This is a genomic window from Streptomyces sp. NPDC058662 (assembly GCF_042716255.1).
In the GTDB taxonomy this organism is placed as follows: domain Bacteria; phylum Actinomycetota; class Actinomycetes; order Streptomycetales; family Streptomycetaceae; genus Streptomyces.
In genome coordinates this window covers 1-23,819 of record NZ_JBHXRU010000078.1, presented here as the reverse complement: position 1 = coordinate 23,819, position 23,819 = coordinate 1, and the positions used below count along the sequence as shown (strand labels likewise).

The 23,819-nt window shown below is 73.2% G+C and carries 19 protein-coding genes; 8 read left to right on the top strand and 11 right to left on the bottom strand.

Features of this window, described 5'->3' with window-relative positions; translation table 11 throughout:
* Positions 1 to 91: 91 nt before the first annotated feature.
* Both ACFWUQ_RS23600 and ACFWUQ_RS23595 read left to right on the top strand, forming a co-directional pair.
* Positions 92 to 811 carry an NADPH-dependent F420 reductase gene (locus ACFWUQ_RS23600; protein WP_384541305.1) on the top strand — a complete coding sequence of 240 codons (720 nt, stop codon included), beginning with the start codon at positions 92 to 94 and terminating at the stop codon, positions 809 to 811.
* A gap of 98 nt (positions 812 to 909) precedes the next feature.
* Positions 910 to 2,139: a winged helix DNA-binding domain-containing protein gene (locus tag ACFWUQ_RS23595; RefSeq protein ID WP_384541302.1), complete on the top strand. Its 1,230-nt coding sequence runs from the start codon at positions 910 to 912 to the stop codon at positions 2,137 to 2,139.
* A 157-nt stretch (positions 2,140 to 2,296) separates the two neighbouring features.
* Here ACFWUQ_RS23595 and ACFWUQ_RS23590 read toward each other — a convergent pair whose 3' ends face one another.
* The 4 genes from ACFWUQ_RS23590 to ACFWUQ_RS23575 all read right to left on the bottom strand — a co-directional run bounded on the left by ACFWUQ_RS23590 (position 2,297) and on the right by ACFWUQ_RS23575 (position 8,094).
* Entirely contained in the window at positions 2,297 to 2,881 is a 585-nt protein-coding gene (locus ACFWUQ_RS23590; RefSeq protein ID WP_384541300.1) for an SUKH-4 family immunity protein, read from the bottom strand.
* Between the two features lie 236 nt (positions 2,882 to 3,117).
* On the bottom strand, positions 3,118 to 4,479 hold the full coding sequence (locus ACFWUQ_RS23585; protein WP_384541297.1) for an SMI1/KNR4 family protein: 1,362 nt from the start codon (positions 4,477 to 4,479) through the stop codon (positions 3,118 to 3,120).
* Positions 4,480 to 4,930: 451 nt separating this feature from the next.
* Positions 4,931 to 6,661, bottom strand: a complete 1,731-nt coding sequence (locus ACFWUQ_RS23580) for a hypothetical protein (protein ID WP_384541295.1) — start codon at positions 6,659 to 6,661, stop codon at positions 4,931 to 4,933.
* A gap of 239 nt (positions 6,662 to 6,900) precedes the next feature.
* Complete coding sequence (locus tag ACFWUQ_RS23575) at positions 6,901 to 8,094, bottom strand: hypothetical protein (RefSeq protein ID WP_384541292.1); 1,194 nt, start codon at positions 8,092 to 8,094, stop codon at positions 6,901 to 6,903.
* 264 nt (positions 8,095 to 8,358) lie between these two features.
* Between ACFWUQ_RS23575 and ACFWUQ_RS23570 the strand changes: the two genes are divergently transcribed.
* From ACFWUQ_RS23570 to ACFWUQ_RS23560, 3 genes are all read left to right on the top strand, one after another.
* Positions 8,359 to 11,886: a DNA polymerase III subunit alpha gene (locus ACFWUQ_RS23570; RefSeq protein WP_384541289.1), complete on the top strand. Its 3,528-nt coding sequence runs from the start codon at positions 8,359 to 8,361 to the stop codon at positions 11,884 to 11,886.
* A 161-nt stretch (positions 11,887 to 12,047) separates the two neighbouring features.
* Entirely contained in the window at positions 12,048 to 12,941 is an 894-nt protein-coding gene (locus tag ACFWUQ_RS23565) for a hypothetical protein (protein WP_384541287.1), read from the top strand.
* Positions 12,938 to 13,993, top strand: coding sequence for a hypothetical protein (locus ACFWUQ_RS23560; protein ID WP_384541285.1), 1,056 nt, complete (start codon positions 12,938 to 12,940; stop codon positions 13,991 to 13,993). The genes ACFWUQ_RS23565 and ACFWUQ_RS23560 overlap by 4 nt, the downstream gene beginning before the upstream one ends.
* 41 nt (positions 13,994 to 14,034) lie before the next feature.
* On the opposite strand, the gene ACFWUQ_RS23555 is transcribed toward ACFWUQ_RS23560, so the two are convergent.
* From ACFWUQ_RS23555 to ACFWUQ_RS23545, 3 genes are all read right to left on the bottom strand, one after another.
* Positions 14,035 to 14,238, bottom strand: coding sequence for a hypothetical protein (locus tag ACFWUQ_RS23555; protein ID WP_384541282.1), 204 nt, complete (start codon positions 14,236 to 14,238; stop codon positions 14,035 to 14,037).
* A 248-nt stretch (positions 14,239 to 14,486) separates the two neighbouring features.
* Positions 14,487 to 14,936, bottom strand: coding sequence for an SRPBCC family protein (locus tag ACFWUQ_RS23550; protein ID WP_384541279.1), 450 nt, complete (start codon positions 14,934 to 14,936; stop codon positions 14,487 to 14,489).
* Positions 14,937 to 15,058: 122 nt separating this feature from the next.
* Complete coding sequence (locus tag ACFWUQ_RS23545; protein ID WP_384541278.1) at positions 15,059 to 15,745, bottom strand: lipase family alpha/beta hydrolase; 687 nt, start codon at positions 15,743 to 15,745, stop codon at positions 15,059 to 15,061.
* Positions 15,746 to 15,946: 201 nt separating this feature from the next.
* Here ACFWUQ_RS23545 and ACFWUQ_RS23540 point away from each other — a divergent pair, with 201 nt between their 5' ends.
* The 3 genes from ACFWUQ_RS23540 (at position 15,947) to ACFWUQ_RS23530 (ending at position 17,743) form a co-directional block, all read left to right on the top strand.
* Entirely contained in the window at positions 15,947 to 16,357 is a 411-nt protein-coding gene (locus tag ACFWUQ_RS23540) for an ATP-binding protein (protein ID WP_384541275.1), read from the top strand.
* A gap of 67 nt (positions 16,358 to 16,424) precedes the next feature.
* Positions 16,425 to 16,931 (top strand): hypothetical protein, encoded by a 507-nt coding sequence (locus ACFWUQ_RS23535; protein WP_384541272.1) that lies wholly within the window; start codon positions 16,425 to 16,427, stop codon positions 16,929 to 16,931.
* Positions 16,932 to 17,191: 260 nt separating this feature from the next.
* On the top strand, positions 17,192 to 17,743 hold the full coding sequence (locus ACFWUQ_RS23530; RefSeq protein ID WP_384541269.1) for a hypothetical protein: 552 nt from the start codon (positions 17,192 to 17,194) through the stop codon (positions 17,741 to 17,743).
* Between the two features lie 68 nt (positions 17,744 to 17,811).
* Here ACFWUQ_RS23530 and ACFWUQ_RS23525 read toward each other — a convergent pair whose 3' ends face one another.
* From ACFWUQ_RS23525 to ACFWUQ_RS23510, 4 genes are all read right to left on the bottom strand, one after another.
* Positions 17,812 to 20,460, bottom strand: a complete 2,649-nt coding sequence (locus ACFWUQ_RS23525; protein WP_384541266.1) for a M48 family metalloprotease — start codon at positions 20,458 to 20,460, stop codon at positions 17,812 to 17,814.
* Between the two features lie 33 nt (positions 20,461 to 20,493).
* Positions 20,494 to 21,303 carry a hypothetical protein gene (locus ACFWUQ_RS23520; protein WP_384541265.1) on the bottom strand — a complete coding sequence of 270 codons (810 nt, stop codon included), beginning with the start codon at positions 21,301 to 21,303 and terminating at the stop codon, positions 20,494 to 20,496.
* Between the two features lie 190 nt (positions 21,304 to 21,493).
* The gene (locus tag ACFWUQ_RS23515) at positions 21,494 to 22,897 is read right to left on the bottom strand and encodes an ATP-binding protein (protein WP_384541263.1); all 1,404 of its coding nucleotides are present in this window, start codon (positions 22,895 to 22,897) and stop codon (positions 21,494 to 21,496) included.
* The gene (locus tag ACFWUQ_RS23510) at positions 22,894 to 23,616 is read right to left on the bottom strand and encodes a response regulator transcription factor (RefSeq protein WP_384541260.1); all 723 of its coding nucleotides are present in this window, start codon (positions 23,614 to 23,616) and stop codon (positions 22,894 to 22,896) included. Before ACFWUQ_RS23510 ends, ACFWUQ_RS23515 begins: the two co-directional genes overlap by 4 nt.
* Positions 23,617 to 23,819: the final 203 nt, after the last annotated feature.

Sequence of the window (23,819 nt, the reverse complement as noted above, 5' to 3'; positions counted from 1 at the left end):
CCACTATGCCCCTTTCAAAGGACACATCCTGTCCGGAAATACTTCTACGGTGGAACCTCCGCATACAGCACTCAACCGGGAGGATTCCCCCATGAAGATCACCATTCTCGGCACCGGAGGCGGTGCCCGCGCGCACACCGCCAAGCTCGTCGAGCTCGGCCACGAGGTGTTCGTCGGAACCCGCGACCCCGAGGCCACCCTGGCCCGGACCGCGCCCGACATCATGGGGAACGCGCCCTACAAGGAGTGGCTCGCCGACCGTCCCGCCGTCACCCTGATGCCCTTCGGCGCGGCCGCGGCCGCCGCCGACGAGCTCGTCATCAACGGCATCGACGGCCACAACGCCGTCGCGGCCCTGTCCGCCATCGGCGACAGCCTCGCCGGCAAGACCCTCATCGACTACGCCGTCCCGTACATCTACCAGCACGAGAGCGAGCACCCCTGGCCCACACCGTGGGGTGTGATGCCGAAGCTCGACCCCTGCGACACCGACAGCCTGGGCGAGCGGATCCAGCGCGCCCTGCCCGGCACCCGTGTGGTCAAGTCGTTCGTCACGCAGGAGCAGACCACGGTCGTCGATCCGAAGGCCATCGGCGCGGGCGACCACACGATGTTCGTCGCCGGCGACCACGACGACGCCAAACTCCAGGCCTGCGAGCTCCTGCGGTCCTACGGCTGGACCGACATCCTCGACCTCGGCCCGCTGGTCTGCGCCCGCGGCATGGAGATGTACGCCCATATGCACTCCGCCATCGGCTTCGGCCTCAACCAGGGGTTCGGCGGCCACTTCGGCATCAAGGTCGTGCGCTGAGGCCGGCCCGTCCACGCAGCCCACCGACCCGCGGCCCACCGACCCGCGGCCCACCCCTGCCGCCGACACCCGCCGCCGACACCCGGGACACCGCGACGATGCCCGCCCTTCCCCGTATCACCGCCGCCGAGCGCCGCGCACGCCTGGTCCGGCGGCACCTGCTCACCGCCTCCACCAGGGTCACGACCCCGCTGGAGGCGGCCGACGCCCTGCTCGCGCTGCACGCCACCGACCCCGCGACCGTCTTCCTCGCCGCGGCCGCCCGTATGCGGGCGCCCACCGTCGCCGCCATTGACCGGGCGCTGTACGACGCCGCGTCCGGCACCTCCGGCGACGACCGGCCTCCCGCGCCGGCCCTGGAGCGCATACGGTGCATGCGCCGAACCATGTTCGTCCTCCCGGCAGCACTGGCCCCGTCCGTTCGGTCCGCGACCGTCAAGGACAGCCGCCGCCACCGCGCGGACGCCCTGACGCGGCTGCACGAGGCCCTCGGCTGGGACGAGCGGCGCTACGCGACCGTGGAGCAGGCCGCCTTGGACGCCATCACCGCGCGCGGCGAAGTGACCGCGGCCCAACTGGCCGTCGACGTACCCGCCTTGCGCGAGCAGATCGTCACGTTCCCCGGGAAGCCGTACGAGTCCCGCCAGCGGGTCAGCTCACCGGTCCTGGGCGCGCTCGCCGCCGAGGGCCGAATCCGCCGGGGCCGCCCGGCCGGCTCGTGGACCTCCGCGCAGTTCCGCTGGGCCCCGGCCCAGCCGCTGCCGGAGGTGCCCCCGGCCGAGGCGAGGGCCACGCTCGCCCGCCACTACCTCGCGGCGTTCGGGCCGGTGACGGTGGACGACCTGAAGTGGTGGACGGGCTGGACCCTCACCGATGCCCGCACGGCCGTCGCCGCCGTCGGCGCACAGGCCGTCGAACTCGACGAGGGAACCGGCTACCTCCTTCCCGGCGACCTCGAACCCCCCGCGGACGACGAGCCCGGGGCGGCCCTGCAGCCCAGCCTCGACCCCACGGCGATGGGCTGGCGGCACCGCCACTGGTACCTCGACCCCGACCACACCGCCGCGCTCTTCGACTGCAACGGGAACATCGGCCCCACCGTCTGGTGGAACGGGCGCGTCATCGGCGCCTGGGCCCAGGACTCCGAGGGCCGTGTCAACCACCACCTCCTCGCCGATCCGGGCAGGGCCGCCCGCGCCGCCGTGGAGGAGGAGGCCGCCCGCCTGGCCGCCTTCCTCGCGGACACCCGCGTCACCCCCTGCTACCGCACACCCCTCGAACGCCGGCTCGCCGCCTCGGGCGGGAAGGCCCTCACCGGCGGCGCGTGAGCCGGTCCGGCCGGGCGGACGGGCTCTCACCGGCGGCGCGTGAGCCGGTCCGCGGCGGCGCTACCGCGCGGTGACGCGACCTTGCCGTCCCGGACTGCGAACGCCACGGCGCCGGCCCGCCGCGCGCCGCCCGCCGCCCGCCGCCCGCCGCCTCAGTTCAGTCCAGGGAATCGAAGATCTCGTCCCAGAACGCCGAGTCGCCCACGTCCGGCTCACACTCGACCATGCGCTCGCGCAGCTGCGCGAGCGCGGTCGTGCGTACAGCGTCGTCGGTCGATTCCAACGCGCTGCCCGACTCGGCGATCAGCCCGAGAAGCACGGCCAGCGTCGGCAGGTCATCGGCGGCCGGGCCCTTCCATCCGGCGCCGTGGTCCCACCCGTTGGGGTCGTAGTGGGTGATGCCGCCGTCGGCCGCGTCGAGCATCAGGTGCTGGTCGTACAGCGTGGCCACGGTGAAGCAGAAGTTCTCGGGCGGGGAGTCGTCGTCGGGGTAACGTTCCCCGAAGATCTCGTCGGCGTCGAACGGCGCCATCCCGTCCTCGTTCCGCAGGTGCCTCGTGTCGATCCCCACACTGCCGAGGCGGACGGCGGGAAAGCCGACCGTGCGCAGGAACTCCCTCGACCGGGCATGCGTCAACTCGGTCGGCAGAGCGGCCTCGTCCGGTCGCCAGAGCGAGCCCTCGCCCAGCCGTTCCTCCAGCCACGCCGCGTCCGGTACCACCGGTATGCCGTCACTCTTCACTGAGTCGCTCCCAAAAGGTTCGCTTCTTGCGGTCACAGCAGCACGTCTCCGATCCGCTGGGACCGCAGAAGCAGGCCCAGATCAGTCTCCGGCTCGCCGTACGTCCTCACTCTGCCCACCCTGATCCGGGCCGCCGATGGCGTGCGTCGGTGTCTTCGACTCTGCGGCGCTCGCCCGGGCGATGGACGGTTCCGCCCTCGTCGTCGCCTGGTTCCAGCCCACAGCGGGCCGTTCGGCTAGGCCGGAGGACCGAGGTCTCCCGTGAGGAGCGTTTGTACGATCTCGGGCCGGTCCCAGAGGGCCAGGATTTCGTTGGCGAGGGCCACCACGGGCAGGTGGTCCTCATCCCGCACTTTGACGGCTGCCGCCTTCAGGCTGCGCGGGACGGCTCCGGCGTCCAGGAGGGCGCGCCATTCCTGTGCGCCGAGTTCCAGGAACTCCAGTCCCCTGAACTCTGCGACCTCCAGGGGGTCGGCCAGTGTGCCGGGCACGGCGCTCAGAGTGCGCAGACGGGGCAGTGCCGTGACGGGGGCGAGGCTGAAAGGTGTGCCGTCCCAGGCTCCGATGGTCAGGACTTCCAGGGCGGGATGGACGGCTGCCTGGATGGTCTCAAGGCAACCGGTGCCGACTCTGGCCACGGCGGGAAGCTTGTCTCCGCCGCGGTCACGCCGTTCCTCCCGCGTCCGGCCCAGGACGAAATCGGTGAGGGAATCGGCCACGAGCTCGGCACCGAGGCTCTCCTCGTGGCCGACCAGGATGACCTGCCCGAAGTACCCAGCGGGGCCGGGGGTCAGGTCGACGGCGAACTCGTCGCCGCCGTTGGTCCCGAAGCCGATCCAGCCCGGGGAGCCCGCCAAGCTTTGCACCGCGGCGTCCGGCGCAGCAGAGACCGCGTGCGTCGCTCCAAGATCCCAGCCGGGGTTACGCACTGCGGCGTCGATGCTGTACAGATGCTCCACGCCGGAGAGCTCGCAGCCGACCGCCCCGCCGGCGCGGTCCGCCTCCTCCAGATCGAAGTCGTCGCCGCCGTACACCCGTGTCACCCGGTACAGCACCTTGAGCTCGTCGGACAGAGTGACGCCAAGACGCGCTTCGGCGGCTGCGATCTCCTCCTCCGTCGCTCCGACGGCGTCCGGCAACCGCTCGCGCAGCGTCCGCTCCAGCAGCTCCGGATCCGCCGATGGCGCGGGCACGGCTCCGGTCACCGGATCGGGACGACGGAGCCAGGGAGCGGCAAAGGAGCCGTCGACCAGTACGAGCACCCCCAGGTCCGGGTAGCCGAGGGCCGGTTCCACGACCGGGCTCGGCCAGACCAGACCGAGTGCGGCCCCACCGTCCGGCTGGACCTCCGCCCTGAACGCGATCTCCTGGACTCCGCCGCGCGCGAGCGCCCGTTGTATGCCCTCCACCGCGGTCAGCGCTGTCGACGACATGGATCCCCGATACGCGAGGCTCGTGCCGTATTGGCTGATACGCCCTGCCACACGCGCCGGCCGAGCGGCACGCCGATCCGTGTCGTCGGCCAGCATGAGCCGCAGAACCGGCTCCCAGGTCGCGAAGTCGGATACCGATGACAAGGGGGGTCTCTGATCAACCATGCACAGACCGTACGCGGAGCCAGTGACACAGGGAGTCCAGGGGCCCACCGCTCGCAAACCCCAGGTCGGGCCAGGTCTCCGCCGGCACGGACGTCTCACACCGGGCCTCAACGAGTACGGCGGTATCCATACCGCCTTCTACCTCACTCAGCGAGACCTTCGCACTGCCAGTACACCTTCCAGACCAGCTCGTGCCCCCGACATGCAGCACTGTTGTGCGGCTCGGGGCAACGCCCGAGCCGCACACTTCTGGTTCTCGCGGTCCAGCTCTTCCTCGACGACGCGAACCGCGGTCTCCCGCTCGATCACGCGTGCAGCATCGGGCACCCGCCGGGCAGCACCGTCCCCGTGCTCGCCCCTGGCCACCGGAGTGGAGGCCTTCCTGCGCGGGTAGGGCTGTGACCGGGCTCTCCTGACGGGTCGATACGGGCCGGCACGGGGCGGGTACGGGTCACTTCCTGCTGTACGTGCCGAACAGGTCGACGATCAAGTCGGTCGGCTCCCAGCCGCGGTTCCAGAAGTCGACGATGTCGTTGTTGCCGGTGCCCGCCTGGACCAGGTTCGCGACGGTCGTGTCCTTCGTCCAGTTCAGGACGGAGGTGTTCGGCGGAGTCGGGCGCTCCACCGTGCCGTTGAGGTAGTCGTCCTTGGTGTTCGGGTCGGGGGCCACGGTGAGGTGCCCGGCGCCCTTCGTGTTGGTCACCGTGGTGTTCACGACGAGGGCTTCGAGCCCGTTCGCCCCCCACTGGATCTCTTCGTGGTAGCTCATGGCCGGGAGGGGCCAGCCGTAGGTCCGGGTGTCGTGCAGGCGCTCGGGCTCCGCCGGCAGGTAGGCGGCCTCGCCGTCGGCGCCGTAGTAGCCGGTGACGTCCACGATCACGTCGGTCCGGTCCCAGGAGCCGTTGCGGATGCTGATCCTGCCGTCCGGTCCGACCGGGACGATCACCGCGTTGGCGACGGTCTGCCCGGCGGTGAAGTTCACGCTGGAGGTGGACGGAGCCTGCCCCCCGCCGGGGAAGACGGTCAGGTGGCCGGCCTCTGCCGGGTTGGTCACGGTGACGTTGAGGGACACGGCCGTCACGCCGGTGGCCGGCAGCCCGACCGCTCCGGCGACCTGGACGCCGAAGGTCTTCTGGGCGGCGGCCGCGACCCCGGGCGCACCCAGCCCCACGCGGGTGTCGACGAGCCGGGTCGGCTCCACGGAGGTGTAGCCGCCGGCGGCGGTCCGGCTGAAGTAGCCCGTCACGTCGGCGATAAGGTCCACCGAGCCAAGGCTGCGGTTGGCCAGCTCCACGTACCCGTCCTTGCCGACCGGCACGATCGCCAGGTTCGGTACGCTCTGGCCCTTCACGAAGTTGACGTTCGAGGTCTCCGGCCGCTTCGCGCCGGAGGCGTACGCGATGACGTGCCCGGCCGTCGCGGCGTTGGTCACCGTGATGTTGAGGGCCACGGCCGTCACACCGTCCGGGATGGAACCGCTGCCGACGATCTTCACGCGGGTCGTACCGTTGGCTCCGACGGGGCGGCCGCCGGGGGTCCCGGTACCGGTGCCGTCACGGGTGTCCAGCAGCCGGGTGGGGGCGTGCGGGGTGAACTCGGAGCCCTCCACCACTATCTCCTCGGTGGTGACGGCGGTCTCGTCGCCCGGGCCGGTCGCCTTGATCGTGATCGTGTGGGCACCGGCGCGGGCGTAGGTGTGATCGGCGTACACGAGTTCTTCGACGAGGTTGAACTCCGTGTCGACGACGCCGTCGCCCCAGTCGATGTCGTACCGGACGACGCCGTACGTCAGGTCGGTGCTGACGCCGGTGGCCAGCCCGGCGGAGAGCGCGCCGGAGGTGGACGTGCCCATCGACACGTCGAAGTACGCGCTCTGCTGGGCGCGCGCCGCCGGGCCGGCCGAGGCCGAGGCCCGGGCCTTCGCGGCCGCGGTCTTCGCCGCTATCTCCCGCACGGCGGCCTTCCCGGCCGCTTCCTTCGCGGCGGCGGCCCCGTCCGCCGGGCCCTTCACGGCCGGCACGGACGCCGGAGCGGGCGCCGGCGTCGGCGTGGGCGCCTCGGAGGCAGCACCGGGCGACGGTGCGGCCTGGGCGGTGACGGGTACGAAGCCTACGGCCGCCGCAACGACGGCGGCGGAGATCATGACACGGTGACGGAACACCGGCCCCCCAAATCTGAACATGTTCACCAGTGCAAAAAGTCTTGATCAGATTACCTGTGCGCAGATCCAGGCCGTGCGGCCGGCCCCTCCGAACCCCCTCCGGGCGGACTCAGCCGCCCCACCAGACATGCGGGACCGGGGCCTGCACGTCCCGGGGGAGGTCCGTGTGACCGAGCACCGTAGCCGGCCCGGGTGGACAACTTCGATGCTCACCCTCAGGCGGGGAACGTCAGTGGCCCTGGGTGCGGTGGCGAGCCGCGTCACAGCAACGCAGCGATGTCCTCCCGGTTCTCCGGCAGTCCAGCCGCGCGGAACCACAACCAGTTGCCGCGGATGCTGCCCGTCACCTCGTCTGTTTCTATGAACGCCCGCAGCAGGGCACGCTGGGCCGAGGTGAGCGAGCGGGTCGGGTCGTAACCACCGGAGAAGGCTCTGAACAAGATCGGCCCTCTTTCGTGGTCGACGATGGAACTGCGGCCGGCGGCCACCATGGCGATGGCCACCGGTGCCACCTCCTCGAACGATGAGGCCAGGTCGAGCGCGGAACGCAGCACCGTGAACCGGAACCACCCGTCGACCCCGTACAGCGGCTCGGGAAACCACCCGTCTGTCGTGCCGGAATCCCGCAGCGCGTCGAGGAGCACGGCGAGAGCCCGGGGCCGATCGACTCGCACGGGACCGAGCGCGGCACAGACCCGCACGGCCGGGTCGGAGTCGGCGAGCAGGTCGGAGGTGTCCATCCCCCAAAGACTCAGCGCCCGCGCCACGGCGGCTCGCTCCCGCCGGCCCGTCATGGCGCCCAGCCGAGCCCGCAACAGCGCGGCGGCGCGCGGCACCCGGTCGGCCAGAGCCGGGGCGGCAAGGAGCGGCACCGCGCTGCCGAGCGCGGTCTCACAGATGTGGGGGTCGCAGGACGAGAGGAACGGCTCGACGGCGTCGTACAGGACGGGCCGAATGTCCCGGCACGCTTGCAGTGCGGCGAGTTCGTCAGAGTCGCGCTCGCCTCGGGTGTTCTCGTGCCAGGGCTGCCACTCCCAGTTGGCTCGGTCCCGCGCCGGATCCTCCCCGTAGGCGGCCGACTCAGCCACCTGTCCCAGCCAGGCGAGCAGGGCGGCCCGCAAGGTGCGCGGCGGCCCCTCGTCCCACGGGAGGTGTCCCTCGTGCTCGGCGAGGCCCATGGGATGGTCGAGAATCGCGGCGACGAACAGCGCCGCGGGCGCGGTGACCGTGTACAGCGAGCCCTGATGCAGCACGCCCATGTCCAGCGTGGCCAACGCCTCGCACCGCACCTCGGCATCCTCGTCCACGAGGGAGCACAGAGAGACTGGTATGTCCTCGGCGGAGCCGTAGGCGTGCTGGCGAGAAGCCCAGTCCGTCTTCCGCAGCAGTTCTTGAGCCGCTGCCGGCAACCCGCTCAGGATCCGCGTCATGCGGGCGCTTTCGTTATCCGTCACACGCGCACCCTGTCAGCACCCACCGACAACGCTCCCCTTATCGGAAACCCGCTGATCGAGCCGTCCATTGCCCCAGGGGGCCAAGTGGCGCGCTCACGGGCCAGCTAACTAGACCGCTAACCGGCCAACTACGCCGCTAAGTCACACCCGCCACGGCGGACACCGCCCCCAGGTGGGCGACTCGCCGTGTTCGAATTATGTTCGATACCTTGGAGGGAGATATTCGGCCACAGCGGCTGAGAACGTGCGCGAGGGAGGTCTGTGATGGTCAGCGGCGTCCACCTGCACGTCGCCAGCGGCTTCTCGGCCCGTTACGGGGCCTCCCTCCCCCGTGACCTGGTGCGGCGCGCCGCCGAGCGAGGTGTCGGGACGCTCGCGCTCACCGATCGGGACACCGTCACCGGCGCGGTCCGGTTCGCCAAGGCCGCGACCGAGGCCGGGGTCCGCCCCGCCTTCGGGGTCGACGTCGCGGTCGCCCCCTGGAGCCAGGCCGCCCGGGCCCCGGGCCCGGGCACCCGGGCCGCCCCCGGCCCGGGTGCCCGTACGCGGACGCCCGCGCGGGGTGGGGCGCACGTGCTGGAGCCGCGGCTGCGGGTCACGCTGCTGGCGCGGAACGGGGCCGGGTGGGGGCGGCTGTGCCGGCTGGTGTCCGCCGCGCACGCGGGGGCGGCGGACGGCCCGCCGGTGGTGTCCTGGGAGACCCTCGGCCGGTACGCGGACCAGGACCTCACCGTGCTGCTGGGTCCGGTGTCGGAGCCGGTACGGGCGCTGGCGGCCGGGCGCCCGGACCTCGCCGAGGAGCTGCTCGCGCCGTGGCGCGAGGTGGCCGGGGCGAACCTGCGGCTGGAGACGCTGTGGTGGGGCGTGCCCGGCACCGGCCCGGGATCGTTGCGGCTGGCCGCCCGTACCCTCGGCCTCGCCGACCGGCTCGGCATCCGCGCGGTGCTGACCAACGCGGTGCGCTACGCCGACCCCGCCCAGCACCGGATCGCCGACGTCCTCGACGCGGCCCGGCTGCTGCGCCCGATCGACCGCCGCCGGCTGGACAGCGGGGAGCGCTGGCTGAAGGACCCCGCCGCCATGGGAGCGGCGGCGGAGCGGATCGCGCAGGCGTCGGGCGCCGGGCCGGGCCGGGCGGCCGCGCTCCTCGCGGAGACCGTACGGACCGGGGAGGAGTGCGCGGTGGACCCGGTCGCAGACCTGGGGCTGGGACGGCCGCACTTCCCCGAGCCGGAGGTGGTGGGGGCCGAACCGGGGCCGGGCGGCGCCATGCGGCTGCTGCGCCGGCGGTGCGCGGACGGCATGTTCGCGCGCGGCCTGGACGGCGACCGGCGCGCGATGGAGCGGCTGGAGCACGAATTGGGGGTGATCGGGAAGCTGGAGTACGAGCCGTACTTCCTCGCGGTCGCCCAGGTGGTCGCGGACGTCCGCGCGCTGGGCATCCGCGTCGCGGCACGCGGCTCCGGCGCCGGCTCGATGGTCAACCACGCCCTGTTCGTGGCGACGGCGAACCCCCTGGACCACGACCTGCTGTTCGAACGCTTCCTCAGCGTCCGGCGCCGGTCGCTGCCCGACATCGACGTCGACGTGGAGTCCGCGCGCCGGCTGGAGGTCTACGACCGGATCATCGAGCGGTTCGGGACGGAGCGGGTCGCGGTGACGGGCATGCCCGAGACCTACCGGGCCCGGCACGCCCTGCGCGACGCCGGACTGGCGCTCGGTATCGCACCCCAGGTGATCGACCGGGTCGCGAAGTCCTTCCCGCACATCCGGGCCCGCGACATCCGCGACGCCCTGGCCTCCCTGCCCGAGCTGAAGGCGCTCGCTGCCGAGGCCGACACCTTCGGTCCGCTGTGGGAACTGGCCGAGAGCCTCGACAGGCTGCCGCGCGGGATCGCCATGCACCCGTGCGGGGTGATCCTGTCCGACTCCTCACTGCTGGAGCGCCTGCCGGTGCAGCCGACGCCGGGCGGGTACCCGATGGTGCAGGCCGACAAGGAGGACGTGGAGGACCTCGGCCTGCTCAAGCTGGACGTGCTCGGGGTACGGATGCAGTCCGCGATGGCGCACGCCGTCAAGGAGATCCGCCGCACGACCGGCCGCCAGATCGACCTCGACAACCCCGACCACGTACCGCTCGGCGACGCGGGCGCCTTCGACCTGATCCGCGCGAGCGACACGGTCGGGATGTTCCAGCTGGAATCCCCCGGCCAGCAGGACCTGGTCGGCCGGCTCCAGCCGCGCGACGTCCAGGACGTCGTCGCCGACATCAGCCTCTTCCGCCCCGGCCCGGTCAGGGGCGGCATGCCCGCCCTCTACATCGCCGCCCGCCACGGCGCCGCCCCCCGGTACCCGCACCCCGACCTGGTCCCCGTCCTGTCCTCCACCTACGGGGTCACGATCTGGCACGAGCAGATCATCGACATGTTCGCCGTCCTCACCGGATGCGACCGGGCGCTCGCCGAGGTCGCCCGCCGCGCGCTCGCCGACAAGGAGCGCCTGCCGCGGGTGGAGGCATGGTTCCTGCGCGAGGCCGGCCGCCGCGGCTACTCCCCCGCCGTGCTCGACGAGGTCTGGGACGTCATCAAGGGCTTCGGGGCGTACGGGTTCTGCCGCGCGCACGCCGTGGCCTTCGCCGTCCCGGCCCTGCAGTCGGCATGGCTCAAGGCCCACCACCCGGCCGCCCTCTACGCGGGGCTGCTGGAGCACGACCCGGGCATGTGGCCGGCCCGAGTGATCGTCTCCGACGCCCGCCGCCACCGCGTCCCGCTCCTGCCCGTCGACGTCAACCGCTCGAAGTCCGACCACCGCGTCGAGAGGGGCGAGAGGGGCGAGAGGGGTGAGCAGGACGAGAGGGGCGAGCGGACCGGGGGCGACGTGTGGGGCGTACGCCTGTCGCTGTCCTCGGTGAAGGGGATCAGCGAGGACCAGGTCGCCCGGATCGTGGCCGGCCAGCCCTACAACAACCTCCAGGACCTGTGGCAGCGCGCGCGGCCCGCCCTCCCGATCGCCGAGCGGCTCATCCGGATCGGCGCCCTCGATCCGCTGCGCGGCCCGCTCACCCGCCGCGACCTCCTCCTCCAGGCCGCCGAGCTGCACGCCCACACCCGGGCCCGGCCCGCCGACGGCCAGCTCCCCCTCGGCGGCGAGCTCGTCACCGCCGAGCCGTCCGGGCTCCCGGAGATGACCAGCCGCGAAGCCCTGCACGCGGAGATCGACGTCCTGTCCATCGACGTGTCCCAGCACCTGATGACCCACCACCACCGGCTGCTGCGCGAGGTCGGCGCCACCGACGCCGCCCACCTCAAGGCGATGCGCCCCGGGCAGAAGGTCCTGGTCGCCGGCGTACGCGCCTCCACCCAGACCCCGCCCATCCCCTCCGGCAAGCGCATCATCTTCGTCACCCTGGAGGACGGCACCGGGCTCGTCGACATCGCCTTCTTCGAGGACAGCCACGACAGCGTCGCCCACACCGTCTTCCACTCCGGCATCCTGCTCGTGCGCGGCACCGTCGAAGCCCGCGGCCCGCGCCGCACCGTCGTCGGCCAGACGGTCTGGGACCTCGAAGAACTCGCCGCCGCCCGCCGCGACCACGGGCCCGAGGCCGTCCTCACCCTGCTCGGCCGGAGCCGGCTCGCCCCCACCCCCGCCCAGGCGCCCGCCCCGGCCCGTACCCTCGCCAACGGCACCGGCGGCGCCCGCCTGCACCCGTACGCCGACCTCCAGCCCGCGGGCACCCGCGCGGCCGACCTCCGGTCCCTCGGGTACACGAGCCCTGGTACCCCGGGCTGAGCCGTGGCGTGAAAACGCGGGTGGAAGGCGGGATGCCGGCCGAATCAGGGCGTTTGCTTCCCCCGGGCTCGTACGCGCCTCTACGCTCGTCCGGTGTCCGCATGCGCGCGGGCAGGCCCCTGGCGCCGTCGCGCCGTCACCCGGGGGAGACAGGGGAGACAGTGGACGTCCCGACGTTGATCCTGTTGGGGGCGGCCGGTGGCCTGCTGCGCGGGGCGCTGGACCTCTACAACCGGTTCGTGTCGTGGCAGGCCGACCACCTCCTCCATCGGCAGTCGACCGCCGAAGAGACCGCGGCGCAAGGGCTGCCCCCGCGGTTCGGGGCGTACTTCGACCCCGCCGTCGATACCGTCGCGGCCGTCCTGCACAGCGCGATGGGCGCCGGGGCCGCGGTGCTGTTCGGCACCACGGGGCAGATCAGCGGCGAGTACGCCGCCCTCGTCGTCGGCATGTCGGCGCCCATACTGCTCACCCAACTCAGCCGTATCCAGTCGGTGAACGAGTTGCTGACGGCCGACCAGCAGCCGGCTGGAAGGACGGCCGCGGCCCCGGAGGCGGCCCCGGAGCCTGCGGCAGCTCCAGCTCCAGCTGCCGGTGCCGGTGCCGGGAACGCGGGCGATCCGCCTGCCGGTGCCGGGAACGCCGCCGGCGCCGGGGACGCGGCCGGTGCGGGCGGCTCGCGTGCCGTGGGAGCCGGCGGGGCCGCGGGGGTCCCCACGGCACGTGAGCCGTCCGGCGCTCCGCCCCGCACGGAGCCCCTGCCCTCGTCGCCCTCGGTGCCCCCCGCCGACCCGGTCCGGCGCCCCCTCGCTCCCGAAGGCCCGCCGCTCCGCGCGCGCCCGGCGCCCTCCCCCAGGCAGGCCGCGGCGACCGCCGATGCTCACGGGCCGCGTCCCCTCCCCGGCGAGGCCGCGGCGGCCCGGGCGCAGTTCCCGGACCCGGGAGGCCTCGGTGACACTCCCGTCCTCGATCCCGCCGACGGAGCGGCCGGCCTCGACGGCCGGGCCGCGCCACGATGGCGGCGGGGGCCGGCGAGGGGGGAGGAAGGGCTGTGAACAGTGCGCCTTACCTCCTGCACGAGGATCGCGCGGAGTTCGAGCGGCTCCTCGACGAGGCACTGCGACTGCGTACCGCCGGCGAGCGTCCGGATCTGGCTGCCGCGGGCCAGCGGCTCAACGCCGAGCAGCTGCGCGCCCTGACCCTCAATGCCACAGCCTTCGTCACGGCGGCCGCCGCGGCCGAGTACGCGCACTACGTGAAGGTCCGCGAGGAACTCCGTGAGTCGGTGTCCTCCCGTTCGGCGTCCGCCGCCGCCAACCGCCCTGCGCGGGCGGGTCTGCGCCACCGGTTGGGCGCGGCCGTCCTGGGTGCGGGACAGGCGGGCGGCCGCCGGGTCAGCGACGGAGTCGCCCCGTCGCGGTGGGTCGAGATGTCCTACGGCCGCCGTCTGCTGGCAGCGCTGCTCGGCCTGCACGTACGCCCCGTGGCACCGACGCCACGGGTGGCACCGGCGGCACGGACGGCTTCGCCGGCACGGATGGCACCGGGGGCCCCGGGTACGCAGTCGCCGCGCACGCCCGGCCGGTCGGCGGATGCCCGTACCCGCCTGGGCGGCCTGGTGACTCCGGCGCGGGAAACGGCAGGGCCGACCGGAGCGGGTCTGCGCACCGTGGTCGCCGTGCTCGCTCCCGTCGTTTCCGGAGCCGCCGCCGCGCTCTGCTTCCTCGGGGGTTTCATCCTCACGGCCCTCGCCGCCGAGTCGGGGGTCGGCCGGGCCATGTACGCGGCCGGGTGGTTGTTCGCGGCCGTGGCCGTGGGCGCCGTCGTCGTCTGCGTGGTCGGCCTGCTGGTCGTGGCACAGCGGGCCGGCCGCGGCGCGGTCGCCCCGGAGGACGCGTACGCCCACGAGCTGAGCGATGAGCAAGCCCGAGCCAGAGAAGCCTGGCGGCGCGCCCTGCTGGAACGGGGTATCGAGCCCTTCCTCAGGGATGCCCTCGCCTCCGACCAGGACCCTCGGCACCCGGACGCCTCCGCCCCGGGCCGCCGTCTCACCAGCCCCGACTTCACCAGCCCCGACTTCGGGGGCCCGGAGCGCCGGCCGGATTGAGTCCGGGTCCGGGTCCGGGTCCGATGACGACCTTTCAGGGGCTACGGGCCCTCGGAAGCGTTCTCCGCCGTCTGGAGGGCCTGGTTGGCGATGGTGAGGGCCTCTTGGCCGTGGCCGGCCGCTTGCGCCGTCCGGGCCTGGCTGAGGGAGACGCGGAGCAGCTCGACGGTGTGCTCCGGCAGAGCGCTCGACTCCACGACGGCCTCCAGTTTCCGGATGCTGTCAGTGGCCAGGTCGTCGGGCATGGGGCCGTCTCCTCTGTCAGCGGTCTCAGCTGTGTCTGCAATGTCAGCGATGTCAGCGATGTCAGCGATCAAGGACGTGCGACGCTATCAGGCACCGCCGCGCTCGGCGGTGGACCGCGCCGGGCGCGCGTCATGCCGTCGACGAGCGGGGAGCAGCGCCCTTACGAGCCGGGGTACTCGCGCGACGGGGCCCCGGGACGTGGTGTCCCGGGGCCCCGTGCGGTCGGTGGCGCGAAGCTGCCGCGAGGTCAGACCTCGCCGCGCCAGGCGCCGGTCTCGCGACCGCGGTCCTCGATGTACTCCTTGAACCGCTTGAGGTCGCCGGTGACCCGCCTCTTGACGAGGCCGAGCTTGTCACCGACGTTCTCCGTGAAGCCCTCCGGGTCGTAGTCGAGTTGGAGCATCACCTTGCACTTGGCGTCGTCGAGGCGGTGGAAGGTGACGACACCGGCCTGCTTGACGTCCCCGCCGAGCGTCGTCCAGGCGACCCGCTCGTCGGGGATCTGCTCGGTGATCTCCGCCTCGAACTCCTTGGCGACACCGCCGATCTTCGTCACCCAGTGGGTCATCGTGTCGGTGCGCTGCTCGATGCGTTCCACCCCCTCCATGAAGTGAGGGAACGACTCGAACTGCGTCCACTGGTTGTAGGCGGTACGCACGGGGACATCGACTTCGACGGACTCTTCGACCTTCGACACGAAAGGAGCCTTTCTGTTCACGGGAGGCCGGACGACTGCACCGGCCCTTCCCGGGGAGCCCTTCCCCCGTCCGCGCCCCTGCCCCCGGGTCCGTACTCCATTCCCGCCTCGACGCATCAGGCCTACCGCAGGTGCTCCTTGACCTCGGCGTAGACCGCCGGGTCGGTCTTCAGTTCACTGTGGCCGAGGCAGGCGGTCGTGATGTTGCCGGCCCCGGAGAGGGCGACGCTGCTCCTGGGACTGATGACGCTGTCGCACGGTGAGCCCCAGGTGGCGTAGCGGGGGGAGCCGGGTGTCTCGTCGTCCGCGTTGAGGGCGTTGAGGAAGGCGGACCCCGGTCGCATCTCGGCGCACGGGTCGCCGCCGCACCAACGGGCCGTCTCGGTGCCGTGGTTGGGTCCCGCGAGGGAGACCCACGCATCGACCTGGGCTGTGCCGCCCAGGTTCTTGAGGTAGTAGCGGGAGGACAGGCCGCCCATCGAATGCGTGACGATGTCGACCCGCTCGGCGCCCGTGGCGGCCAGTACGCGCTCGATCTCTTCCGCGAGCCGCGCGGCGGTCGTGACGTTGGACTGGGTGGCGTCGTAGGTCCACTGGTCGAGGTGGTCGGCCGGCCGGCCGTCGGCCCGGAAGCGTCCGGCCATGGTCTCCCAGACGGAGCCGTCGGAGTTCCAGCCGTGGACGAAGACGATCGGGTCGGGGCCGTCCCACGCCGCCGACCGGCCGCCGACGGCGGAAGCGGGGGGCGCGAGGAAGGGAATGAGTACGAGAAGGAGCGCGGGCACACTCCGCAGCAGGTTCCTGATCACGCGAGGTGTTGTAGCGCGCCCGGCGGCCCGGTCCGGAAGGGTTGCCGGCGCGCTCACCCGCCCGGCGGCAGCGATTCACCGCAGAAACGTGACGGCGGGCGGCGGCCGGGGCGCCTCGGGGCACCCCCAGGCGTTCGCCCGAACGGACCAGCACTTCTCGTGCGGCCGCTTACGGCCCGCGAGCCGGGGAAACCGCCAGATATGACCTCCGAGGAGTCCTACCGCATCAAGCCCGGGCCGCCCGGGGACGTGAGCTGTGGGCAGGCGCGGGACATGGCCCGTCGCATCCTGTCCCAGGTGGGCGCCGCCGCGGACAGGATGGAGGACGTGCTGGTCGTGGTGAGTGAGCTGATCTCCAACGCCCGGCGCCACGGCGGCGGCGTCACCGAGTTCCAGATCACCGCCCGGCCCGGCACCGTCACCGTCGAAGTGTCCGACCGCTCCCCCCGCCGACCGCGCCAGCGCCCCTGGGCGCCGGCCGCGCCGGGCGGCTTCGGCTGGCGCCTGACCAACTCCCTGGCCGACAGGACGGACGTCCGCTTCCACCGCGGGGGCAAAACCGTCGTCACCACCTTCACGACCGGCCGGCCCGGACCCAGTCCTGCCCTCTGACCGGCGCCGGACACGCCCGGGGAACGGCCCCCGGGGTCAGCTGTCGCCTGCTGGGTACACGGGCTTCATGTCCGGAGAACACGCACGTCCGACGAGCGCCCTCTTCCGTCCCCGTTCCGACCGTGAAGCGGAGGCCTCCCCCCGAGTGGCGAGGCACCGGCGCCGCGGCGGGTTGATCAGGCGGCTGCGCCGCAAGCTCTTCGCCTACCGCGATATCGAGTTCCTCTCCACCCACATCCCCGGCGATCCCGGCCCCGAGGAGGAGCGGCTCCTCCTGGTCCACATCCGCAGGGTCGTCGGCCAGGTCCACTACCGCACCTGCGGCGCCTGCGCCGAAGGCGTGATCACCGGCATCGACATCGACGACGAGCTCCACTCCGCCGGGCTCGGCACCCGCGCCCTGTCGCACCTGCGGTCCCGCCACCCGGGCATCACCTGGCGCTGCGCCCCGAGCCTGCGGCCCACCACGCGCGACCTGCTGCGCCGCACCCTCGCCCCCACCACCGACGTCGTCTGCACGCACGCGGGGGTTCCGGCGGCCCCGGCGCACCGGCAGGACGAGGACATCAGCTGACGGTGGCGTACGGCCCTCCGACGTGCCGGCGTCATCAGCGCCCGGGGCCGCAGAGGTAGTACGCGCAGTCCGAACCGGCTACGGCCGCCACCGCGGCGCCTTCCCGCACCCCGGAAGAAGGCAATTACCGGGATTCCCCTTCCGGAGGAATTCCGGCGGCAGTACGCTCTCAGGGATTCACGTCCGCGCATCGCGAAATCGCCGACGTCGCACCGCACCGCATCCGTCGCACCGCTCAAAAGCCGGGGGAATCGATGCCCATGGGGATGCTGTTCAAGCGGACCGCTGTCGCGGCGATCTGTGTGGCCGCGCTCGCGACGGGATGCGGAGAACCGTATACGGATATCGACTCCGAGCCGCCCGGGTTCACGCCCACGCCCACGCACGAGGTGCCCGGAGCCGATCCCTCGCCCGGGCCGGCCACGGAATCCGCGGCGCCTCCCGGCGTACGGTCGCCCGTTCCAGCGCCCGCCGCTTCCCCGCCGCCCGCCCCGCGCGCTCCGGTTCTGCCCAAGGGCTACGTTCCTCCCGCGCTGGTCGGCGAGTGGGACGGGGACAACAAGGACTCCGCGCAGCTCGCGCGGATCGTGTTCACCGCCGACGGGTACGTCGTTCTGCGCTACAACAACGGCCGGGTCCTGACCGGACCCGCTCTGGTGGGCAATTCATCCATGGCGCTGTACGTGCCGGGCGGGCCCATCAGGTTCGCGCGGTGGTCGGTGAGCGAATTCGATGCCGGTTACGGCTATACGTTCGAAAATCTGGTACTCGACGGCGTGAGCTATGTGCGGCAGACCGGGGGTGACCCCTGAGCCGCCGAGCGGATGTTTTCCCCGGGCCGGTTTCAGGACCGGTCCGGGAAAGACGGAGGGCGGCAGGCTCAGGGCAGGTTCACCAGAACGACCCCGGCGGTACCGCACATCCGGTTGATGCGTTCCCCCTGGGTTTCGAATTCCGCTGAATCGCCTTCCAGGGCTGCTTTGAAATGCTCCATGAAGGCGAGCGCCAGCTGTGGTTCCCCGCCCCGGACGGCCGACTGGCTCGCCTCGTCCAGCCGGGTGTGCACCTCGGCGGTGGTGAGGGCGTCCAGGGAGCCCAGCAGTTCGTCGTACTGCCGGCAGGCGGAGCGGACCTCTTCGAGCCCGCCGGCCGGAGGGCCGAACGTCCGGTCGGTGGTGTCCGTGGTGCAGGCGAACACCGTCACGCTTCCCGCCAGGAGCAGCGCCGTCAGCCCTACCCGGCGCGCGGTGAACCTGCCTTCGGACGCCGCCCCGCTCATCGGCCGCGGCGGGGACGGCGGACGCGGCGGGGACGGTGGACGGACCCGCCCGCGTACAGCCAGGACCAGGGCTCCCGCCGCGACCGCGATCAGCGAGCACGCGGTGCCTCCGACCAGGATCCGCAGCAGGGTGTTGCGTACGAGGGGCAGCGAGACCCCGCCGCACGCGGCGGGGCGCAGAGCGAGCGCCTCGACGCAGCCGCCGGCCAGTACACCGCCGAAGAAGGCGGCCGTCACCAGGCACCCGGTGAGGAAGGCGGCCACGAGCCCGTAGAGCGCGGCCGCGCGCCCGTGCCGCCGTACGAGCAGGCCCGCCGTGGCGAGCGCCACGAGGCCCTGCGCGAGCATGGCGGCGACCAGGTTTCCGTGCGTGAAGGCCTGCAGGAAGCCGTCCATCGTGTGGGTCCTCTCGGGCATACCGGAGTGGATCATGAGGCGGAAGAGGAGGGTGCCGACGCCGAAGGCCGCGGTGGCGGCCAGGCAGGCCGCGGCCACCACGAAGGGCCAGGCACCCCTGCCCCCGGCCGCGGTCCCGTGCCCACCCGCCGCTCGCGGGGCGGACCGCAGCCGCGCGGCGAGCGGCACCGCCCACACCACGACGAGCGCCAGGACCACCGGGGTCCACTGGGCGAAGCGCAGGAGCAGCGGATGGTGGACGGCCGCCCAGAGCCAGTACGGTCCCGCCGGCGCCACCCGCGCCACGGCGCCGTGGTCGGCGCGGACTCCCTCTCCCACGGTGCCCAGCCAGCCCGCCGTGTCGGTGAGGACCATCCACGACGCGATCACGACCGAGAGGATCAGTGAGGCACCTGCCCAGCCGGCCGCCCACACCCCGCGCCGCGGTACGGCCGGGGCGCCCCAGGCCGCCGCGCTCCGACGCGTCCACCAGGCGAAGGCGACGAGCGCCACGGCCAGGGACAGCGACCAGAGGGCGGCTGTCGCGCCGGCGGACGACAGCGGCAGGGGCGGGGCCTCCCCCACCGCGCTGTCCACTGCGAGGGGCCGGCCGAGTACGAGTCCCACCGCGAGGCCGAGTGCGGGGAGCACGGTGTCCCCGGGGGTGAGGTCTCGTCGGCCGGCCGCACGCCACGCCCCGAGGCCGATGACGGCCGCGACGGCCGGGGAGACCACCAGCGCCGCCGCCCACCGGCTGTGCAGCGGGTCGCCCTCGTGGGCTGTGAGCCACCACAGGATCTGGAATCCGCCGGCCGCGCTCATGGCGGCCAGTCCGGCCGCGCAGCACTCCCAGAATCCGATCCGGAACAGTCGCTCCGGGTGCTCCACCATCCGGATCCGCTGCTCAGCGGTGGGGTGCATGCGCCGCGGCCCCTTCCACCACGGCCGGCGGCCGTCCGTCGCCGCGATCGCGGCGAGCAGGTCGTCGCGGACGCCGTCCCAGGAGGCCGCGCGCACGTCCGCGCCGTACTCCCGCGCGCGCACCACGGCCTGCGAGGTCAGGAGGACAAGGCCCAGTAGGACCGCGGCGCGTACCCCGACGCCCAGCGCGTCCTGGGGCGCCGTGCCGATCAGACCGGCGGCCATGGGGAGCACGCCCAGCGGAAGGAAGGCGTGGGTCAACGACCGGGTGAGGCACTCGATGTCGGTGTCCCGGTTGCGCAGGTGCGCCAGCTCGTGCAGCACCAGGACGCGGAAGCGGGCGGGATCCGCTCGGAACCGGGTGACGAGCCCCGCGTCGAGGGAGACGGCGTAGCGGCCCGCGCGCCCGAAGGCATGAGCCGTGACGGCGGCCGAGGACCGGCGCATGAGGAAGCGGGGCGGCCGCCGCAGGCCCGCCTCGGCCACCAGCTCGTGCAGGCGGCTCATGAGGGCCGCGTGTTCGGCGTCCGCTTCCGGGGCGAAGGGGGCCAGGTCGTGCCTGCGTACGTGCACCTTGGGGTCCGCCCAGTACAGGAGCGCGGCGAGGCCCATGAGGAGGAGGACCCCGGCCAGTACCCACGGAGCCTTCGCGCGCTCGTACTCCCCGGTGCAGGCGAGGAAGGAGTCGAGGAAGTACGCGGCCGGGCTGTCGTCTCCCGTCGGGCCGGCGGCGGAGGCGCACCGCTGGTAGACCGACCGTGCCCGGCCCGCGCCGGGTGCGAAGGCGAGGTAGGCGGTGTTGTAGGCGAAGACGGACGCGCCCAGCAGCGCGGTGATCAGCAGGAGGAACCGGAAGGTCGTCCCGGCGGGCAGCCCGGACGGGTACGGGGCGGCCGCCGGGGAGGGGACCGCGGGCGTGGCAGGCGTCGGCATCGCAAACCCCCGAGGGGTGGTGGGCGGGCTCGGCTATGCGGTGAGGGCGCCGATCACCGCGTCGGCCAGCAGTCGGGAGCCGTCCTCGTCGACGCCGAGCCGCAGGGCCTGTTCGTACACCGCCTGCCGTACGGCCGCGATGACGTCGGGCGGCAGCGCCGCGGCCCTTCCGGCGGGCGGGGCGGAGGCGGGCGGGGCGGAGGCGGGCGGGGCGGAGCCCTCCACCGCTCCGGCCGCGTCCACCGCTCCGGCCGCGCCGTCCGCAGGGGCCACGCCGCCCGTAGCAACGACGCCGTCCGTACGGGCCACGTCGGCAGCACGGGCAGCGTCGTCCGTGTCGGCCGCACCGTCCGCGGAGCCGTCCGCCGTGCCGGCCCCGGCCGCTTCCACCCCGGCCGCTTCCACCCCGGCCGCTTCCGCCCCGGATGCTTCCGCCCCGGCGGCGGCGCCCCCTTGGCCGGCCGGTCCCCCGCCCTCGGCCGGGTCCGGGCGCCGCAGCACCCTCCGCAGGAAGGGGCGTAGCGAGCCCGCGCCGCGCTCCACTGTCGTCAGCATCAGGTGCGCGCCCACGGTGACCAGGCCGGTCTCGACCATCGCCAGCACGATCGGGGTCGCCAGGTCGATCAGCTCACCGCTCCCGAAGCCGAACCGCTCGTCCTTCGGCTTCGCGGCAGCCCGTTTGCGCGCCGCCTTCAACGCCTTGCGCGGATCCCGGAAGTAGGCCGTGCTCTCGGCGTGGAAGAGCACCAGCTCATGCGGTGCCACCCGCTCCACGACCTCGCGCGCGATCTCCCTGACGAGGTCTTCCTCCGCCGCGTACGGCTCCGCCTTCGTTCGGCCCACGGCCCACCCCCCGGTTGCACGGCCGACGCCGGACGGCCCCCCATCCGGCGAGCCCAACCCTACGCAGCCCCCGGCCGGCCTCACCAGATCCGTACGGGGGCGCGCGGGATGCGTACCGCGGCACCCGCGTCCCCGCGCACGCCCCCGACAGCGCCACCGGCACCGCCCGCACCGAAGTGCGTGCGCGGGGTCAGCGCTTGAGGGGCCAGACCGGCCTGCGGCGGGAGGCGCGCGGTCCGCGCTGGGACGGGAGGGGCGGGGCGAGGGCGAAGACGACGGTGATGTGCGCGCCCCCGCGGGGACCCCGCGCGATACGCATCGAACCGCGGGTGACCGCCGCGGCCCGGCGGGCGATGTCGAGGCCCAGGCCGGAGGAGCCGGTGCTGCCGCCCCGGGAGAGGGCCCGGTCCGGCTCCGGGATGCCGGGGCCGGCGTCCTCGACGACCAGTTCCACGGCCTGGGCGGTGCGTACGACGTGCACACCGAACGGCGTTCCAGGAGCGGTGTGGCGGAAGACGTTGCCGATGAGGGCGTCGACGACGGCCGCGACGTCGTCGTCGCTGAGGCTGACGGCCGTCGGCTCCTGGGTGATCGTCAGGGAGCAGAGCCGTTCCTGCTGTTCCGCGAGGACCGCCCAGAAGGCGGTGCGGCGCCGGATGACGTCCGCGGCCTCGCAGCGGGGGTCCGAGGGGCCCGCGACGGCTGTGTGCCGGTGCGTACCGGCCTCGTTGCCCAGCAGGCCCTGTCCCATGGGGCCCACGGCGAGGGGGGTGCGCGCCGCGGTGATGATGGCGTGGAGTTCCGTCTCCAGCGCGTCCACGGCGGCCTCGACCCGGGCCGACTCCGGGGTGCCCGCCATCCGTTCCGACGCGAGGTGCAGGGCGGTCAGCGGGGTGCGGAGCCGGTGGGAGAGGTCGGCGACGAGTTCGCGTTCGACGGCGAGCAGCTCGGTCATCCGGTGCGCCATGGCGTTGAAGGCGACGCCCGCGTCGCGCAGTTCCTTGGGGCCCCCCGGGTCGACGCGGGTGTCCAGGTCGCCCTCGCCCAGCGCGCGCGAGGCCTGCGCGAGATTCTTGGACGATCTGACGACCTTCGCGCCGAGGCGGTCGGCGACCAGTACGGAACCTCCGATGAGGCCCACGGCGAGCAGCGCCATCACCGCCCACGAGGCCTTGACCCCGCGTGACAGCTCCTCCTCGGGGACGAAGTTCTCGATGACCGCGACCCGGTCGCCCGGCAGGACCACGGGCTGCAGGCAGATCCAACCGCTCGAAATCTGCTGGGAGATGGACTCGCGGCCCCGCCGGGCCCGTTCGAGCAGAGCGGCGGGGGCCTGGGTGCGGCCGAGGGTCTGGGCGTCCGGCAGGTGGATGACCAGGTGCTCGGTCGCGTCGAGGCCGGCGGCGGATTCGCGGAGTGCGGCCCGGTCGGTGGTGAGCGTGAGAACGGGGGCCAGGGCGGCCGCCCGCTGTTCGGCGGCGGTGACGCTCTGCTCCTTGACCAGCGACATCACCAGCGCTGCGAGCGGTATCAGGAAGGAGAGGGCGACCATGGACGTCACCGCGAGCGCCACGCCGGCCAGCGAGCGTCTCACCGCGGTGCCACGAGTTTGATGCCGACGCCGCGGACGGTCAGCAGGTAGCGGGGGGCCGCGGCCCGTTCGCCGAGCTTGCGGCGCAGGGAGGACAGGTGCACGTCGACCGTCTGGTCGTCGACATACGGCTCGCGCCAGACCTCGGTCAGCAGGCGCCGTTTGGAGACGACCTGGCCGGTGTGGTGCGCCAGGAAGGCCAGCAGGTCGAACTCCCTGCGGGTGAGGCGCAGTTCACGTCCGGCGAGGTACGCGGTGCGCGCGCCCGGGTCCACGGCGAGTTCACCGACCGTCGCCGGGCGCAGCGGTTCGGCCGCCTGCGACGCTCCCGGGCCCGCGGCCGCGTGCGCGGGGGAAGCGTGGCTGGTGCGGCGAAGGACGGCCGAGAGGCGGGCGATGAGCTGGCCTCCGGAGAAGGGCTTGACGAGGTAGTCGTCGGCGCCCGCGTTGAGGAGTCGGATGATCTCGGTCTCGTCGTCGCGGGCGGTGGCCACCAGGACCGGGACGGATGAGATGCCGCGGATCATGCGCAGGGCGTCGGCCCCGTCCAGGTCGGGCAGCCCGAGGTCGAGGACCACCGCGTCGAGGTGCACTTGGGTGACCTCGCGCAGCGCGCCGAACCCGTCCCCCGCGCTCCGTACGGCGTACCCGTGCTCCGCCAGTACCTCGATGAGTGACTGGCGGATGCTGGGGTCGTCTTCCACGACCAGGACGCTGGGCATGAGGGACACCTTAAGGTGCTGGGTCCGGAGGGCGGGGGCGGGTCCTCCGCGGGGGCCGTCCCCGCGGATTTCGCCGAGGTACGGCCTGTTGGGCGGGTCGTGGGCGCCTCTCTAGTGCCGTGGCCGGAAAGGTTTGCCGGGTCGCGGTGTCCGGTGCGGTGCATCGCAAGACGGCGGACCACGGCTCGTACTGGACGTACCGC